The sequence below is a fragment of the Adhaeribacter aerolatus genome, assembly GCF_007991635.1.
GTDB classification, from domain to species: domain Bacteria; phylum Bacteroidota; class Bacteroidia; order Cytophagales; family Hymenobacteraceae; genus Adhaeribacter; species Adhaeribacter aerolatus.
The window spans coordinates 1-15,033 of record NZ_BJYS01000048.1; the positions used below are offsets into that span (position 1 = coordinate 1).

Genomic DNA, 15,033 nt, shown 5'->3' on the forward strand with positions numbered 1-15,033 from the left:
GCGGAAGCATCCTGGTGGGAAGAGAGCACGCGCAGGAAATCGTTTTTGCGGCCCACGTACACGGTAGTCATGCCCGAGCAGCCGGTGGCATCGGTTACGGTAACCGAGTAGAAGCCCGGCGAAGCGGCCGAGATGTCCTGGGTAGCCGGTCCGGCGTTCCAGCGGTAAGTGTAAGGAGCCGTGCCGCCTTGTACACTCAAGTCAATGGCACCTGCCCCGTTGAGTGCGCCCCACATGCCGTACCACGGCTCGGCTTGTACTACCCGCGTGGTTAACGCTAAGTTGCAGCCTGTTACAACTGGACCATCGGTTACATTAAAGGTTATTTCAGTGGTTGCCGGGTTAAAATTAGCATCGCCGGCCTGGGTTGCTCTTACAGTTACTGGTCCTATTCCCGTTAAAGTAACCATATTGCCCGATATGGTGGCCGGACCCGATACAATGCTATATGTAACTGGTAAAGGGTAACTAACAGTGGCTTGGGAACTAACAATGGCTTCAATTGCAAACGGAGCGTCTCCCAGGATTTTATCCGGAATGGGTGTAAACATAATATACTGTGAGGCTTTCTCAGCTATAAAGCTTCGCTCGACTGGATCAGCGGGGGCATATTCAACGCCGGGCTGCATGGCGTCAGTGCCGGGCTGGGTGGCTCTGACTACAATTTTGCCTGCCCCGGTAACCATAAGTGTACTACCCCCTATGACAGCCGGACCTGAAACTACCTGGTAGAAAACCCGCAGCCCGGAACTGGCGAGAGCTCGTAAGAAAATGGGGCCACTTCCAAAGAATGTATCACCTATAGCCGGGAATGTAATGGTCTGAGGTCTCTTCAGCACGGTAAAGTCATTATTGCTTTCTACACTACCACCGGCAGTTAACAAAATTATTTTGCCACTGCCACTGTCAGCAGTAGCTGGTACTACGGCTTCAATTTTATCTTCGCTGATAATATTAAAAGTAGCGCCTATGCCATTAAATATAACATGAGTAGTAGTGCTTAATCCTTCACCCTGGATGGTAACGGTGGTGCCCGGCGCACCTGCGGCGGGTGAAAAAGAAGTAATAGTAGGTGCCAAGGCTTGGTAAAGTGCCCTGGCGATGGCATAAGGATCAGCGCCGCCAAAGTTACTGAGTACGGCCAGGGTTACTTTTCGCTCCGGCTGATGAACCATAACTGAACGGTAACCAGGAGCATCGCCATTATGACCCAGAAACTTCTCCGTACTGCTGATATGGGGTATAATTTTGATACCATAGCCCAGGTAATTTCCGTTAACATCGGGCGTTGTGTTAAAAGAGTTTAACATCAGGTCCAAGGTAGCTTTGCTCGTGGCCCGGCCCCCGAAAAGGGCAGAACCCCATTCGGCTAAGTCTTTGGCATCAGAAACCAGGCCGCCCCCGGAAAAAGCCAGTGAAACAAGACCCGTTAAAGGAAACCGGGAAATATTGGTGTAAGCATTCGGGAAAATGGGTTGGCCGGTTTGAATAAACACCGGGTTAAAAGGACTCAGGTTATCGTGCGGAGAGGCTAATAAGCCACGATTGCCATGCGGTTCCCGGATACCCATGTACATAGATTCTAACCCAAGCGGGTTGAAAAATCTCTCGCGGTAATGCTGCTCCAGGCGTTTCTGGGTGACGGCCTCTATCATAGCTCCCAAAATAATATAGTTGGTGCTGGAGTAGCGGCGGTTGCTACCCGTCGGGAAAAGCTGGTTGGTAAAAGAAATGGCTTCAGCGGCCGTCCAAACGCGGGTTGGCTGGGCGGCTACCAGTATGGCTAGTTGTGGCTCGATGGTATAGTCAGAAAACCCGCTCTCGTGGGCGAGTAGTTGCCGGATGGTAGCGGCGCTATTTAACCGAGGATTAATTTGGTTCAGCGGCAGGTATTTACTAACCGGATCATCCAGGCCAAACACACCTTCCTGCACCAGTTCCAGAACCAAGGCTGCCGTAAATGTTTTGGTTACACTATACATATACGACAGTGTATTGGGTGTAAAAGGAATGCCGCCCGGTAATAAGTTGTTTTGCGGATCGATGTTGCGGGCAGCATAACCGGTAGCTCCCTGCCACTCGGCTATTTCGTCTACTTTTATGGCCACTGCCATACCACCCACAAATGGTTTATTCGGGTCGTTCTGTATCGCGTCAATGGCAGCTTGCAGCCGGGCTTCGGTTTTAGGACCAAATCCTTGGCCGAAGGAGAGGAGGGGAAGCGTAATCAGAAAAATAAAGAGCCGACCAACCGGCCTGAAAAGAAAGTAAAAGTAGTTCTTCATATAACGCTGGCTTTTGGTAAAAAAAATATTAGTTTCGATTTAAAGAGATTATTACAAACAGAAATTGTGAACCAAACAGCGCGTGATTGTGCAATTTTCTGGTATACTGATTTAAATGCGCTGTTTATTAGGGTGTTATGGTCGGCGAATTCCTCGTTCTGATGTAGAAAAGCATAATTCAGTTATGATTTTAAAAGAATAAAATTAAAACTGAATTACACTTTTCTGAACTTACCTTATCCTTAGTGCTTTTTTTCTTAAGATGATAATTCAGAAGAGGTTATGCTCTAAATATAGAAACTGAATTTTAAATTAACAAAACTTTAAAATATATATTTTAATATTTTTTATTGTTATTGTTATGCGAGTGTGATTTGTGAAAGTTTCCTCCGGTAAAAAGGAGTTAGAATAAAATCCAATTGCTTTGTTCTGTTTTCTCAGTTTTATTCTAAATACCTATCTTGATGCGCGCAGTGTAAAGATATTGGGTTTCGCCGGGAGTACTTGGTTGTAAGTTTTGAGCGAAGATTTAATGATTTAAGCAATAGGTATGGATCTTAGGTTTTACAGAAGCCGACCAACAATATAATAGTATTTAAATCAAATCCGGAGAAAGGAAATTAAAGATGGTTCATAAGAAATAAAAAACCGCTACCAAGTTTCACCTTGTAAGCGGCTTCTTTTAAGCTTTCTAAAGTGTTTTGTTATCGGGCCAATCTGCGGAAGATTTAGCTTGGCTTTACTGTTTATTACATATAGGTCTATTAAACAGCCGAAAAAATCTAATATTTTGTTATTATTAATTTTGTAATCTGGCTTCCAGGGTAAGTTTGTAACTACCGGTAGCACCTGCATAAGCCGGTTCGAAGCTATTGGTAATACTAGTGCTATACTGCCCTTTGTTCCGTAACCGAATATTCAGAACCTGATTTGTTGGTAAATACCTGGCAGAAATACGGTAACGGCCAATGGGTACGTCCTGGGTTTGCCCGATAATTCCCCCGGTTAATTGCCGTTTAATAATCTGTCCGGTACTGCCGTCCACCAGCGGGCCAACCGGTTCCAGGGTCAGTTCCACTTGTTCCGTATCGAAAAAGCCTCCAACCATATCGCCGTATACTTCTACCAGTCCCCCGTAATAACCGCCTCCTCCAAATTCAGTAGGTTTAGGCCCCGATAATTTCCACCTTAAGTTTCGCACGGCTCCTTCAGTACCGGCAAAAGCCCCTTCTGTTTCGGGGTGCAGGTCAAAAGTATAAGACTGGTCGTTATGTTGTAGGCTTATGGTTCCGCGCACGTACCAGGAACCGGGGCTAAGTTTTAATTTATAATAGCCATTTGCATTGGTGCTGCCAAGAATATTATGGTTAAAGAATTGGGTGTTGTTAACGACTATTGCTGCGTTGGCAAGCGGGTTGCCTTTCGTATCGGTAGCTACGCCCGTGGCATAGCCTTTCTCTTCTGCTAAATCGGGCTGTGGCTGCGGCTCTGGTTCAGTAATGCAGCCGGTAGTTAGCCAGCCAACTAACAGCATCAGGTATAAAGCGTTAAATATTTTCATAAGACATTAGTTTTCGTTATTCTTACTTTAACCGTTTACCCAATATTTATAGCTTTCAAATAGCTAAGTTCCTTTAAATGATGGGTTTACTTAAGCAAAGATGTGCAACATAAAAGGAGCCTGAAAATAATATTAACTGAATGGCTGTTTTAGCAGGCTGAATGCCCGGCTTGAAATGTTAAAAGTCTAAGTAAATTATTTTAATTCCAGTAACGCACTGCTAGCATGCCATTAGAAATACCTAAGGCTACCTATGCCGGGCGAGGCGATCAGCATTTATATCTAAAACCTATTATCTGCCAGCGTTTATAGCAGTGTGATGAACTACTTTGGGCCTTTTATAAAAATTGGAAATACATGCAGCGAGCCTAAAAATCGGGTACCGCCCCTCATTGGTCTTGCATAATCCTCCTTTCACTTGTTTCGGAATTATCTGAGGTAGCCAAGCTATAAAGCATGTAGTTTGTAAAAGATAAAAAAGCCCCTGACTAGTTTTATCTCGTAAGCGGCTGATTTAAGCTTTGAAAGTGTGTTTTTATCGAACCAATTCCCTAATAATTTAGCCCCGCCTGCACCTGGGGTACATTTGCTTCAGTAGTACATTGGGTTTCACCGTCTGGCTCCAGATAAGGTTCCAGAATTGGAGCCATTCCCCGTAAGACTTGTACGGGTAACGATGAGGTAAAGCTAAAATCTGCTGCCTCCCGGCCCGGCACAAAAGTAGTGAGGGTGCCAAAGTGGCTGTTGCCGAGGAAAAACACAAAAGTGGCTGTGCGGTTCACTACGCGGGATGTCAGGCGGTACCCACTGGCGCTAACGGTTATCAGGCGGTTATCGCCAGTGCCGGTTTTACCCCCCATCGCTAGCGCGCTACCATCAGCCTTGGTAAAACCACCCTGCAGGCGGCGCGCAGTTCCGGTTTCCACCACCCCTGACAAGGCCTCCAGCACTGCTGCCGCTACTTCCGGGGCTATTACCTGTTCTCCCGCCACCGGCGAAGACTTTACAATGGTTTCGTAAGGGGTATTTGCTGCAAAATGTAATTTTTCGATGCGAACTTTTTCTTTATGAACCCCTTTGTTTAAAATAATACCCATCAGTTCTGCCAGCGCCGCCGGCCGATCGCCGGAGGAGCCCAGAGCAGTAGCATAAGAAGGCACCAGGTGTTCAAAAGGATAACCAAGCCTTTTCCATCTTTGCTGAATATCTTCAAAAGCATCTAACTCCAGGATAATACGGATGCGGGAATCGCGGGCCTGCTTAAAGCGTGTGCGGAACAGCCAGGCATATACTTCCTGGCGTTGGTGCTGGCTAGCTTCCACCACTTCGGTCCAACCAGCATGGGGGTGCCGTCGCAGGTAATCTAGCAGCCACAACTCCAGCGGATGAACGCCGGCAATGTAGCCCTGATCCGGTAGGTTATAGGCATAAGGGCCATACCTGTGGTACAGTTCCATAATTCTTTTATGCATGAGCTTCTCCTGGGGCAAGCGCTGGCGCAGAAACTTACTGAAACTCACCGAGTCCGTTTCGGGGTACAAGTAGCGGTGCACGGCAGCCAGCCGTACCGAATGCTGCCGCAGCCCACTCAGAAACAGGTTAATCCGCTCTTCCTCCAGCCTATCTTTGTACTTGCGCCAGAAGCGCAGCAAGAATTTTTTACCTTCCCGGTCGGCAAACCGGGTCAGGTATTCCCGGCGGCGCGGGTCGTGGTCGTTACGGAGCAATGCCACCGGGCTGCCGGTTGTGTGGTAGGTGCTGTAACGCACCAGGTCCCGCATCAACCGGATAAATGGCAGGTTAATCGATTTTAGCAAAGCCTCCCGCACCGTAGGATTACTCCTGTTACCTTCGCCGCGGAAGTTATGGAAGGTATGGAGGCCGCCGCCAGTAAAAAAGACTTCCCGTGGGCTGGCCGCGTAACGCCGCTCCGTGGCTGCCCGGAGAATTGCCGGCAGGCTCTTCTCTTCTGCCCGGAGCAAATACGCCAGTGCCCACCGGCTCAGGTTATCCTGCGGTTCTGCTAAGGCCTGGCGCAAAGCTTTTGGCGGCTGATTGGCATAGCGTTTATAAATTTCGGCGACAACATCCAGATAGTGGACAAATACCCGCAACTTGGCAGTAGAGCCTAATTCCAGTTTGCTGCCTTCATTTATATCAAAGGGCTGATCTGTATTATCGGTGTGAACACGTACCAGGTTACCCTGGGGCGTGCTTTGAAATAAGGTGAAGCTGTAGCGTACCTGTCGGGTTTGTTCTGAGGTTAGCATGCGTTCTCCCAGGATACCCGAGTTCCGGGCAAATTCGGGGTTACTGAGTTGATTAAGGTAAGCGCTAACCTGTTCCTGCAGTTCCTGGTGCAGGGTAGTAGAAGCGGTAACGTCCATCCGGTCGAGGTCATACAAGGTAGTACCCAGCAGTTCGGATAGATAAGTGCGTACCATCAGAATACCCTTATCAGTTTCCTTCGGCGCTTCTGGGGCATCTTTGTTGAAGTCGCGGAAAGTTACTTCCTGAGATAGAGCGGCATCCCGCAGTTCAGCCCTGATATAACCATTATTTGCCATCAGCCGAAGGTAGCTTTCGGTCCGGGCGCTCAGTTCCGCCCGCCCATCCGTCCCTAAAAAATAATACGGTCGGCGCTGAGCAATTATCAAGGAAATTACCTGCCGCAGCGCTAGTCCCTGGGCCAGCAGCGTATCCCCCTGCGGATCCGGGAGGTGCAACAATCTGTTCACCTGTTCGAAATCTGCCCCTAACCAAACCCATAAGCCATCTCCCAAGCCGTGTACTTCGCCGTACCCCGGAGCGGCCGAGAGTGGCACCGAGTTCAAATAAGTAAGCACCAGTCCCTGGCGCGCCGGGAGGGTCTCCGGCCCGTGCTGGTAAATCCGCACGCTTGCCGAAATCATTTGCTGCAGTTTGCCGTGGTGGTCAGCAGTAATTCCTCCTGGTGAATGGCGATATTTTTCAATCTGCGTGGCAAGGGTGCTGCCGCCCATCCGTTTGTAATCAAGGCCAATAACCTGAGCGCCCTCGTGCACAATGGCCCTGCCAAAACGTACCCAGTCAACCGATGGGTTCATGTAAACTTTAGTGGTGTCTAGTAACTTTCGGTTCTCTACAAATAACAGGGATTGTATAATAAGGGGGGAAACAGCTTCGAAACGGGTAAATACGCGCCTGGGGTAAAGCGATTGATAAACAGATTCGCCCCGGCAGTCCATAATATTTAGCCCCGCCTGGTGCTTTTCCCGATACGGGGTAAAGAATCCCTGCGAGATATATTCGACCAGGTCAGGAGAGAAACGGGTCTGGTATTGGATCGCCATACCCCGTGCTTGTAACCGCGCTAGTAGCTGCGGTAACTTGGAATAGCCAAGGCGCTGGTCATAGGGCCCGCTAGCTGGATAAACAATGGTATCGCTTGGGCCGGCCTTCAGGTTATAACGCAGATTAGCTGCATAGTCCGATATTTTCCGGGCCTGTATTTTTGAAGTCTGCATTTCGTAAGCTACGGCAGCCAGCACGGCCATAATACCCAGGAGCAACAATCCTAGCCAAATCCACTTCCACGCAAACCCACGCTTCTTCTCTTTCCTGTCCTCATGGGTGGGACGGTGTTTAATAACTAACATTATTGGATTATTTATAGGCTTAAACCAGGTAGGTTTTATCTATATATATACGTTTACATGGTTTTAAAGGTGATGAAAACGGCTTATAAATTTGAACCAGAAATACGCCTTTGGGTAGATGCAAGAAAGTCATACAAGCTTGTTTATGAAATGGTTATTTTATAGATTAGTTTGGAAAGAGGCTTCTGGTAGTATAGTAATTTCAGGCAGGAGGTGTTATTGGCCTAATCTCAATCTTACAAGTGTGTGCGCTAAAATATATTGGAACTATATCAAGGTGTATGCAAGTTTGAATTGAAGCTGTTTCGTATTTAAATTAAAAGCAGGGATGGCCGCCATTGGTGGCGTTATTAAAGCCAATTTTAAAGCCTTCGCCCGACTACCTGCCGGTAAAAATACCTATAAAGGGTTGCTAATTAACCAATTATTAATAGGCTAAAAAGCTTCATTATTTTCTGAAGCTGTGTTATAGGAGGAAAGCTCTACAAGAACCAATTATTCTTCAATCATTTACCAGTAGCTGGTACCTATGTTTTGTTGGATGGTGCAGCGGCTTTTATCTGCTTATTTTAGGCATTCATCCAGTGACTTCCGGGTTTCATTCAAACTAATTTTCATCCGCTTAAATCCTGATGCATATTTGTAAGGCAACCACATAAAAAGAAAGCCGGTTGCTAAAACAATAAAGAACACTGACCCTACAAACACCATAAAACTATGAAAAAGATTATCTTAACCCTGGTTCTGCTGGCACCAACCGTCTTTGGTTTTGCTACTGACCGCCAAGCCGTAACCGCCAGCACGCGTTACGAAAACAGCAAAATGTACCGCCAGCCCGGTACTTCTACCGAAGTGCTGAAAGCCTTGAAAAGCGCCGACGAGATCGTAGTGGTGCGGCGCTACAACAGTAGCTGGAGCATCGTGACTGTGGACGGGCAAGTAGGTTACGTGCTCACGGCAGAGCTGGCGCAACCCAAAAAACCGGCAACTTACCAGGTCATAGCCAAAAAGTAAACCGGTAAGTTTAAAGAAAGTCTTTAGCCCGTAAGCCAACAACTTTCTCCCGAACTGCTTTTAACTGCTCCAGAGGGTTAGCCCCGTAAGGCTTCTTACCAGTGCTGCTAGCCCCGTAAGGCTTCCGCTGGTGTTCCTGATACCCCTGCCGCAGCATATTATTTTTTGGCATTACTTGTTAAGTAAAATTGCAGTAATAGCCAGCGCAGCGGAATAGGTAAAGTAAATATTAATGCATAATTGTTTTAACAAAATCGCAGAAGAGCGGTACTGGTGATAATTCTTAGCAACCGAAGGGTCGCTAATAGCACACTCGGAAAGATTTTGTTAAAACCCGCGGTAAGCAAGCACATGCTTAAGAGGGACAAGTTAATACTAATGTGCTCAGTTATTAACGACTCCTTCTTTCCGTACTCAACAACCATAAAGATTAAAGGAGCCAATTCTGGTAACAGGGTGGGCTTCTTTTGCGTGTAGTAGGCTATAAATTGCTGAACTGCCCAAGAGATTATTCCACTTATTTTTATCCACTTCAGGTAAGGGGCCAAGTAAGAGGTACTCTAAAGCCCCTTACTTGCTTAATGCCATTTATTTCTCCATTGTACTGTACCTCAGCAAAGAATTTACCTGTAGCTTACAAGTTGATCCGTTATCATTTTCTTCCCATAAAAATATTAAATAAGGGTCACGTTATCAGCTTAAAACTACCTGGTTTTATGTTTTCTGAAAATGAAATTAGTACCAGTTACTACCTGATTAAAGCTAGTTACTTTAGACCAAGTTTCTCCGGCTTTATCATCTGAACTGGCCTTTATCGGAGAACAGTTAAAAGTTGATAGATTTCAACTGTTTTTTCTTTTAATATTTATTTATATAAATATATTTAAGGAGAAATGATGGCCAAATATTGTCTGGAAAAATAAATATGAAAAAGGCTTTACTAGCTATGTTAATGCTGCTGTGTCTTCTTGGCTGCAAGAAGGATAATAAAGAGATTGCAGCCCCTACTCAGCCGGTCTGTTATCCAACAAAGGTTAGCACTAACGGGAGAGAATATTTGTACCAGTATGATGCTAAAGATAAGCTCAGCAACTTTATTGACCCTTATAATTACCCCATAAAATTTGTGTACGATGCCAACAACAGGTTAATTAAAATAAACTATTACTTTGACTTTAATGAAGCAAATGTTGTTGCAACTGAGCAGATAGAATATAATGCAAAAGGACAATGGTCAAAAATTACTTATGCCGAAACAGGGGATATAAATAAAACCGAAAGAACGTATGAGTATGATGCTAATGGCAACCGGACCATGATTAATTTCTTCAAAGATGGTAAACGGCAGTGGAGTTATGCTTACGAATACACCAATGGGAACTTAGCTGAACTAAAATATATTGACGACGCTAACCGGCATGGTACCTCTTTTGTATTCGAATACGATACCAGCAGAGAAAATAAACTGGCGAAATTTGAAGAAACGATGCACGTTGGGTTTTCTTCCTATGGCTTTGGGAATATCTGGACACCTTCGAAAAATATGATAAAGAAAATAAACTTAAAGGAGACTGGTGGTCCAACTGTATTCTACGCCAGCTATACCTATGAATATAATGATAAGGGTTATCCTACGAAGTTAACTACCTTTACCGACGATGTTAATCAAGACGGCCTGAAAAACGACCCTGCCTCTTTCGTTTACGAATATACCTATCAATGTAAATAATTACCGCTCTTGAATTCCCAGACCTGCTCGCCAGTGTAAGGCTATTAGGTAAAGGGCTATAGGAGAAAACAGCTTTTTAGCTCATTCTGGTTTTTCGAATAAATAGATGGGGTATTCAAGATGTAAGTAGCTAGTATGTAATTTGTGTGCAAACAAAAAAGCCACTTACAAGTTTTATCTCGTAAGTGGCTAATTTTTAAGCTCCCCCTCTTGGGCTTGAACCAAGGACCCCATGATTAACAGTCATGTGCTCTAACCAACTGAGCTAAGGAGGAGTTTGGGATTCGATTGGTGTCGAATTCGGATGCAATATTACGGCGCTTTACGCTACGATGCAAGCCTTTTTTAGAAAAATTTATTCTTTTTTTATGCTGTATGCTTCGTTAAAATATTAGTTAGTGATATACAGGAAATTACCTTGCAGGGTAGTACCGTACTGCCGCAGGGGATAAGTAGCCGGTCCGCCGGTAACCTGGCCAGAGAGGTCGAACTGGGAGCCGCAGCAGGGATCTTTCAGAAATAAATTAGAAGCATCTACCTCTACAATGCCGCAGGCATCTTCGGGTTTATATGGGCAGTTGCGTTCGATGGCTCGGTAGCGGTTAGCATTTTCGCGGATAACAATAATGCCCCGTACGCCCGCATTCAGGTACACGTAGCCGTTATCCTGGCGCAGCCGGTTGTACTGAATATTGGTGAGGTTAAGCTGCTCGTTTACGATTACGTTAGGAATAAGCGGCGCCTCGGTATTGTCCTCGCAGCTGGCGAGAGACAAAAATAGCCCTGCAATTATATAATTACGAATAGTCATAAAATCCTTTACCCGTTTTTCTTCCGAGGTGGCCCGCATCCACTTTCTTTTCCTGTATTCTGCTGGGTCGAAACCGCGCCTCAAAGTTAAATGCTTTAAACAACGAGGTAGTTACCGCCAGGTTTACATCATTGCCAATTAAATCCATTAGCCGGAAAGGCCCCATTTTAAAGCCCGTAGCTTCCAGTAGCTTATCAATGATTTGTTGGTCGGCTACCTGTTCTTCCAACAGTTTCAGCGACTCCAGGTAATAATGCCGGGCTACCCGGTTAACGATAAATCCCGGCGAATCTTGCAACTGCACCGGGGTTTTATTTAACTGCCGGACTAAATCGGTTACTACCTGCATGGTTTGAGTAGAGGTAGCTACTCCTGCTACTACTTCTACCAACGGCATCAGCGGTGCCGGATTAAAAAAGTGCATCCCAATCAGCCGCGCCGGGTTTTCTAGACCGGCGGCTAGGCGGGTAATTGAGAGCGAAGAGGTGTTGGAGGCCAGAATACAGGCAGGTGTATTGATAGTGATAAGTTCTTTGAAAATGCCCTGCTTTACCTCCAGTTTCTCGACTACAGCCTCAATTACTAAATCTACGATTAAGTCCAGGGTATCCAGGGTAAATTTAAGATTAGTCAAAGTGGCTTGCACCTGCTCCTCGGTTAGTTTGCCTTTTTCCCGGCTTAGGTGCAGGTTCTGCGTAATGGTGGTTTGGGCGTTATCTAAAGCTGCGGCATTAATATCAAAAAGAATGGTGCGGAAGCCGGCCTGGGCGCACACCTGCGCAATGCCGTGGCCCATGGTGCCTGCGCCCACTACGCCAATGGTTTTTATCTCTGGCATGCTTTCGTTGCTCGTTAATCGTTATTCGTTCTACGGATAGCCGCCATTGGATATCACCTTTTCAAAAATAATTCTTTTTAGGTTTAACCAGAACTAAGAACAGCCTTCTCCTGATAACGAACAACGATTAACGAGCAACGAATAACGATTAAAGCGATTGAAACTGGCGCAGGAACCGCATATCGTTTTCGGTGAACAGGCGCAAATCTTTTATCTGGTACTTCAGCATGGTAATACGTTCGATGCCCATACCAAAGGCAAAGCCGGAATATTTTTCGGGGTCGATGCCGCAGTTGCGGAGTACTTCCGGATCTATCATGCCCGAACCGCCAATTTCTACCCAGCCGCTGTGCTTGCAAATATTACAGCCGGTGCCTTTGCAAATCAGGCACGAAATATCAATTTCGGCGCTGGGCTCCGTAAACGGGAAGAACGAGGGGCGGAACCGGATTTTGGTTTCGGGTCCGAACATTTCCTGCACAAAATAATAAAGCGTTTGCTTCAGGTCGGCAAAGCTTACGTTCTCGTCAATAAATAAACCTTCTACCTGGTGAAACACGCAGTGCGCCCGCGCCGAGATGGCCTCATTCCGGAAAACGCGGCCCGGCGATAGCGTCCGGATGGGCGGTTTCTGGTTTTCCATTACCCGCACCTGCACACTGGATGTATGGGTGCGCAGCAGCATATTGCCTTCCACGAAAAACGTGTCCTGCATGTCGCGGGCCGGGTGGTTTTCGGGAAAGTTCAGGGCCGTAAAGTTATGCCAGTCATCTTCAATCTCGGGGCCTTCAGATAAGTTAAAACCAATGCGCTCGAAAATGCGGATTATTTCTTCGCGCACCACCGTTAAGGGGTGGCGGGTACCCAAAGTGCTGGGTACCGGCGGCAAGGTAAAATCAATATTTAATTTTTCCTGGCCGTTGCTGCTGGCTTCCAGTTGTTCCTGCATCTGGTTAAATTTAGCCTGCGCCAATTCTTTCAGCCGGTTTACTTCCTGGCCATAAGCTTTCCGTTGATCCGGCGCTATATTTTTAATATCGTCGAATAAATCGGCAATCTGGCCTTTACGACCCGTATACGAAATCCGAAATTGCTCTAAAGCCTCTTTGTTTTGAATAACAAAAGCTTCAACTTCCTGGGTTACTTTATTTACTTTTTCGAACATAATTGCAAATATAAGTACTTATCGGTTTCCTGTCACTAACCCGGCCATCCCGAATTTAATATTGTCCTGGTGTTTGGTAACAAGGGTATTGGATTGCTGGTGTAAAATATTTAAATTAACTATAGAAATCAGACTTACTTCCGGGTGCTGTTCGGGAATCAGGTTTTGAAATTGCCTTTTTAATTAACCACCTTAAATATTTAATAATGAAACTTACCCGACGCCGTTTTTTTGCTTTCCTGGCCGGCCTGCCTTTAATAGGCTTGTTGTCGGGAATATCGTTGCGCCTTGCCGGAAAAACCCTGGAACCTACCCCGGCCTGCGACGATCATGATGAACCCACCCCGCCCCAGACCGAAGGCCCTTATTTTACGCCCAACTCGCCGGAAAGAAGTAATCTGCGCGAAAAAGGCCTGAAAGGCACGGTACTGGTTTTAACAGGGCAGGTCCTGAATACGGATTGCAAGCCGGTAAGCCGCGCCTTGCTGGACTGGTGGCACTGCGATGATGCCGGCCACTATGACAACGAGGGCTTTACTTTACGTGGGCACCATTTTACCGATAAGCTAGGTAATTTCCGGCTCGAAACCATTGTGCCGGGTTTGTACCCGGGCCGTACCCGCCACCTGCACGTGAAAGTACAGGCGCCCGGCAAGCCAATATTAACCACCCAGTTGTATTTTCCTGACGAACCGGGTAACCGGCGCGATGGTATATTTAAACCGGTGCTGGTAATGGATGTAAAACAAACGGCCAGCCAAATGCAGGCTGGTTATACCTTTGTGTTGAAGGCTTGATGAGTTAATGTAATAAGAATAAGCAGGGTGGTTTAGCTAAATTTTTTACGACGGCTAAGAGCAAAATGGCCTGGCGCAGGAGTTGGTAAGGGCTTGAAAAATATTCTGTTAAATAAAATGCTATCAGCAAAATATTTATAACTTCAGGCCTGATACTTAGTTATACCCTAAACAAAATTACTATGAGAAGAATATTATCGCCTTTTAACCTGATGCTTATACTGGTTTGCTTTTTGATAAACACGGCAGCTAGCATAGCGGCCAATCCCCAGCCCCCCACCAAAAGCCAGATGGCCGCCGATTGGCAGCGGGCCAAAGCATATACCAAAGAATATTTAGATGCCATGCCGGAAGAAGGTTTGGGTTTTAAACCTACACCGGAAATGCGCAGCTTTGCCGAACAGATGCTCCACTTAGCCAACGCGAATTTTATGTTTGCCGCTACAGCTTCGGGTAAGGCCAATCCGTACCAGGGTAAAAATCTGGAAAAGCTACCCGAATACAGAACCAAAGCAGCCCTGGCTAAAGTAGTGCTGGAAAGTTATGATTTTGTGACGGATGCCATCAACGGAACAACTGATGCCCAGTTAAACGAGAATATGAAGTTATTTAACCAGGAGTTATCAAAAGGGTTAGCTTACGAGAAAGCTTTTGAGCACCAAACCCATCACCGCGGTCAGACTACCGTTTACATTCGCCTGAAAGGTATTAAACCACCTAACGAGAAATTATTTTAAACGACTTTGCTAACCAAATCCCCGTAAGCACCTGCTTATGGGGATTTTGCTTTATATAACTACTGCTGACTGATTTCGGAGATTAGTACACTGTAAATCTAAAAGCCGGAGTTAGGCGGAGGTACCTCATCCCCCAACCCCTTCTCCTCCGGGCGAAGGGGAGCTCCGGTAACGCTTCTTTTAAGTGAAACGCTTCTAATAACAGATGAAATATTGTAGTGTATCCTATGGTGGATTCTATAAATTAGCGACTAAAGTAAATTCCTCTAAACTGCTTTAACCTATGTTACTACTTATGGAATACCAGCATTAGTTTTCCCATTCTCTTTAAAAGCTTCCTTAAGAAATAAAACAGCATTATTGCACTAGTTGTAATACTAATCAAAGTCCCTCTCCTTTTTCAGGAGAGGGATTTAGGGTGAGGTCCTCCAAAAATATGCGTACATCCTAAAGCTTCT

Annotated in this window: 11 protein-coding genes and 1 tRNA gene; 4 read left to right on the forward strand and 8 right to left on the reverse strand. The window is 45.9% G+C overall.

All coding sequences use genetic code 11. The features are described 5' to 3' along the window. The 3 genes from AAE02nite_RS23410 to AAE02nite_RS23420 all read right to left on the reverse strand — a co-directional run. Positions 1-2,285, reverse strand: a 2,285-nt coding sequence (locus AAE02nite_RS23410) for a serine hydrolase (protein ID WP_146904205.1), incomplete at its 3' end; no start/stop codon positions are given. A 799-nt stretch (positions 2,286-3,084) separates the two neighbouring features. Then, complete coding sequence (locus AAE02nite_RS23415; protein WP_146904208.1) at positions 3,085-3,846, reverse strand: peptidase associated/transthyretin-like domain-containing protein; 762 nt, start codon at positions 3,844-3,846, stop codon at positions 3,085-3,087. 551 nt (positions 3,847-4,397) lie between these two features. Further along, positions 4,398-7,484, reverse strand: coding sequence for a transglycosylase domain-containing protein (locus AAE02nite_RS23420; protein WP_146904211.1), 3,087 nt, complete (start codon positions 7,482-7,484; stop codon positions 4,398-4,400). Positions 7,485-8,201: 717 nt separating this feature from the next. On the opposite strand from AAE02nite_RS23420, the gene AAE02nite_RS23425 reads away from it, so the two are divergent. After that, positions 8,202-8,498: an SH3 domain-containing protein gene (locus AAE02nite_RS23425; protein WP_146904214.1), complete on the forward strand. Its 297-nt coding sequence runs from the start codon at positions 8,202-8,204 to the stop codon at positions 8,496-8,498. Between the two features lie 10 nt (positions 8,499-8,508). Here the strand turns inward: AAE02nite_RS23425 and AAE02nite_RS26435 are convergent, their stop codons facing one another. Continuing rightward, positions 8,509-8,670: a hypothetical protein gene (locus tag AAE02nite_RS26435; RefSeq protein ID WP_170252678.1), complete on the reverse strand. Its 162-nt coding sequence runs from the start codon at positions 8,668-8,670 to the stop codon at positions 8,509-8,511. Between the two features lie 885 nt (positions 8,671-9,555). On the opposite strand from AAE02nite_RS26435, the gene AAE02nite_RS23430 reads away from it, so the two are divergent. After that, positions 9,556-10,227 carry a hypothetical protein gene (locus AAE02nite_RS23430; RefSeq protein ID WP_146904217.1) on the forward strand — a complete coding sequence of 224 codons (672 nt, stop codon included), beginning with the start codon at positions 9,556-9,558 and terminating at the stop codon, positions 10,225-10,227. A 201-nt stretch (positions 10,228-10,428) separates the two neighbouring features. Here AAE02nite_RS23430 and AAE02nite_RS23435 read toward each other — a convergent pair. The 4 genes from AAE02nite_RS23435 to pheS all read right to left on the reverse strand — a co-directional run bounded on the left by AAE02nite_RS23435 (position 10,429) and on the right by pheS (position 13,041). Beyond that, a tRNA-Asn gene (locus tag AAE02nite_RS23435) sits at positions 10,429-10,502 on the reverse strand. A gap of 116 nt (positions 10,503-10,618) precedes the next feature. After that, positions 10,619-11,002 carry a Rieske (2Fe-2S) protein gene (locus tag AAE02nite_RS23440; protein ID WP_146904327.1) on the reverse strand — a complete coding sequence of 128 codons (384 nt, stop codon included), beginning with the start codon at positions 11,000-11,002 and terminating at the stop codon, positions 10,619-10,621. Positions 11,003-11,024: 22 nt separating this feature from the next. Then, the gene (locus tag AAE02nite_RS23445; protein ID WP_146904220.1) at positions 11,025-11,876 is read right to left on the reverse strand and encodes a 3-hydroxyacyl-CoA dehydrogenase NAD-binding domain-containing protein; all 852 of its coding nucleotides are present in this window, start codon (positions 11,874-11,876) and stop codon (positions 11,025-11,027) included. Between the two features lie 148 nt (positions 11,877-12,024). Beyond that, positions 12,025-13,041: a phenylalanine--tRNA ligase subunit alpha gene (gene pheS, locus AAE02nite_RS23450; protein ID WP_146904223.1), complete on the reverse strand. Its 1,017-nt coding sequence runs from the start codon at positions 13,039-13,041 to the stop codon at positions 12,025-12,027. A 206-nt stretch (positions 13,042-13,247) separates the two neighbouring features. Between pheS and AAE02nite_RS23455 the strand changes: the two genes are divergently transcribed. Together AAE02nite_RS23455 and AAE02nite_RS23460 are read left to right on the forward strand one after the other, a co-directional pair. After that, positions 13,248-13,838, forward strand: coding sequence for a dioxygenase family protein (locus AAE02nite_RS23455; RefSeq protein ID WP_146904225.1), 591 nt, complete (start codon positions 13,248-13,250; stop codon positions 13,836-13,838). A 182-nt stretch (positions 13,839-14,020) separates the two neighbouring features. Then, positions 14,021-14,575, forward strand: a complete 555-nt coding sequence (locus tag AAE02nite_RS23460) for a DinB family protein (RefSeq protein WP_146904228.1) — start codon at positions 14,021-14,023, stop codon at positions 14,573-14,575. Positions 14,576-15,033: the final 458 nt, after the last annotated feature.

Coding starts and splice junctions, on each gene's coding strand:
- AAE02nite_RS23455 (WP_146904225.1), top strand. CDS start 13,248: ATGAAACTTACCCGACGCCGTTTTTTTGCTTTCCTGGCCGGCCTGCCT.
- AAE02nite_RS23460 (WP_146904228.1), top strand. CDS start 14,021: ATGAGAAGAATATTATCGCCTTTTAACCTGATGCTTATACTGGTTTGC.
- AAE02nite_RS23420 (WP_146904211.1), bottom strand. CDS start 7,484: ATGTTAGTTATTAAACACCGTCCCACCCATGAGGACAGGAAAGAGAAG.
- AAE02nite_RS26435 (WP_170252678.1), bottom strand. CDS start 8,670: ATGCCAAAAAATAATATGCTGCGGCAGGGGTATCAGGAACACCAGCGG.
- AAE02nite_RS23425 (WP_146904214.1), top strand. CDS start 8,202: ATGAAAAAGATTATCTTAACCCTGGTTCTGCTGGCACCAACCGTCTTT.
- pheS (WP_146904223.1), bottom strand. CDS start 13,041: ATGTTCGAAAAAGTAAATAAAGTAACCCAGGAAGTTGAAGCTTTTGTT.
- AAE02nite_RS23445 (WP_146904220.1), bottom strand. CDS start 11,876: ATGCCAGAGATAAAAACCATTGGCGTAGTGGGCGCAGGCACCATGGGC.
- AAE02nite_RS23415 (WP_146904208.1), bottom strand. CDS start 3,846: ATGAAAATATTTAACGCTTTATACCTGATGCTGTTAGTTGGCTGGCTA.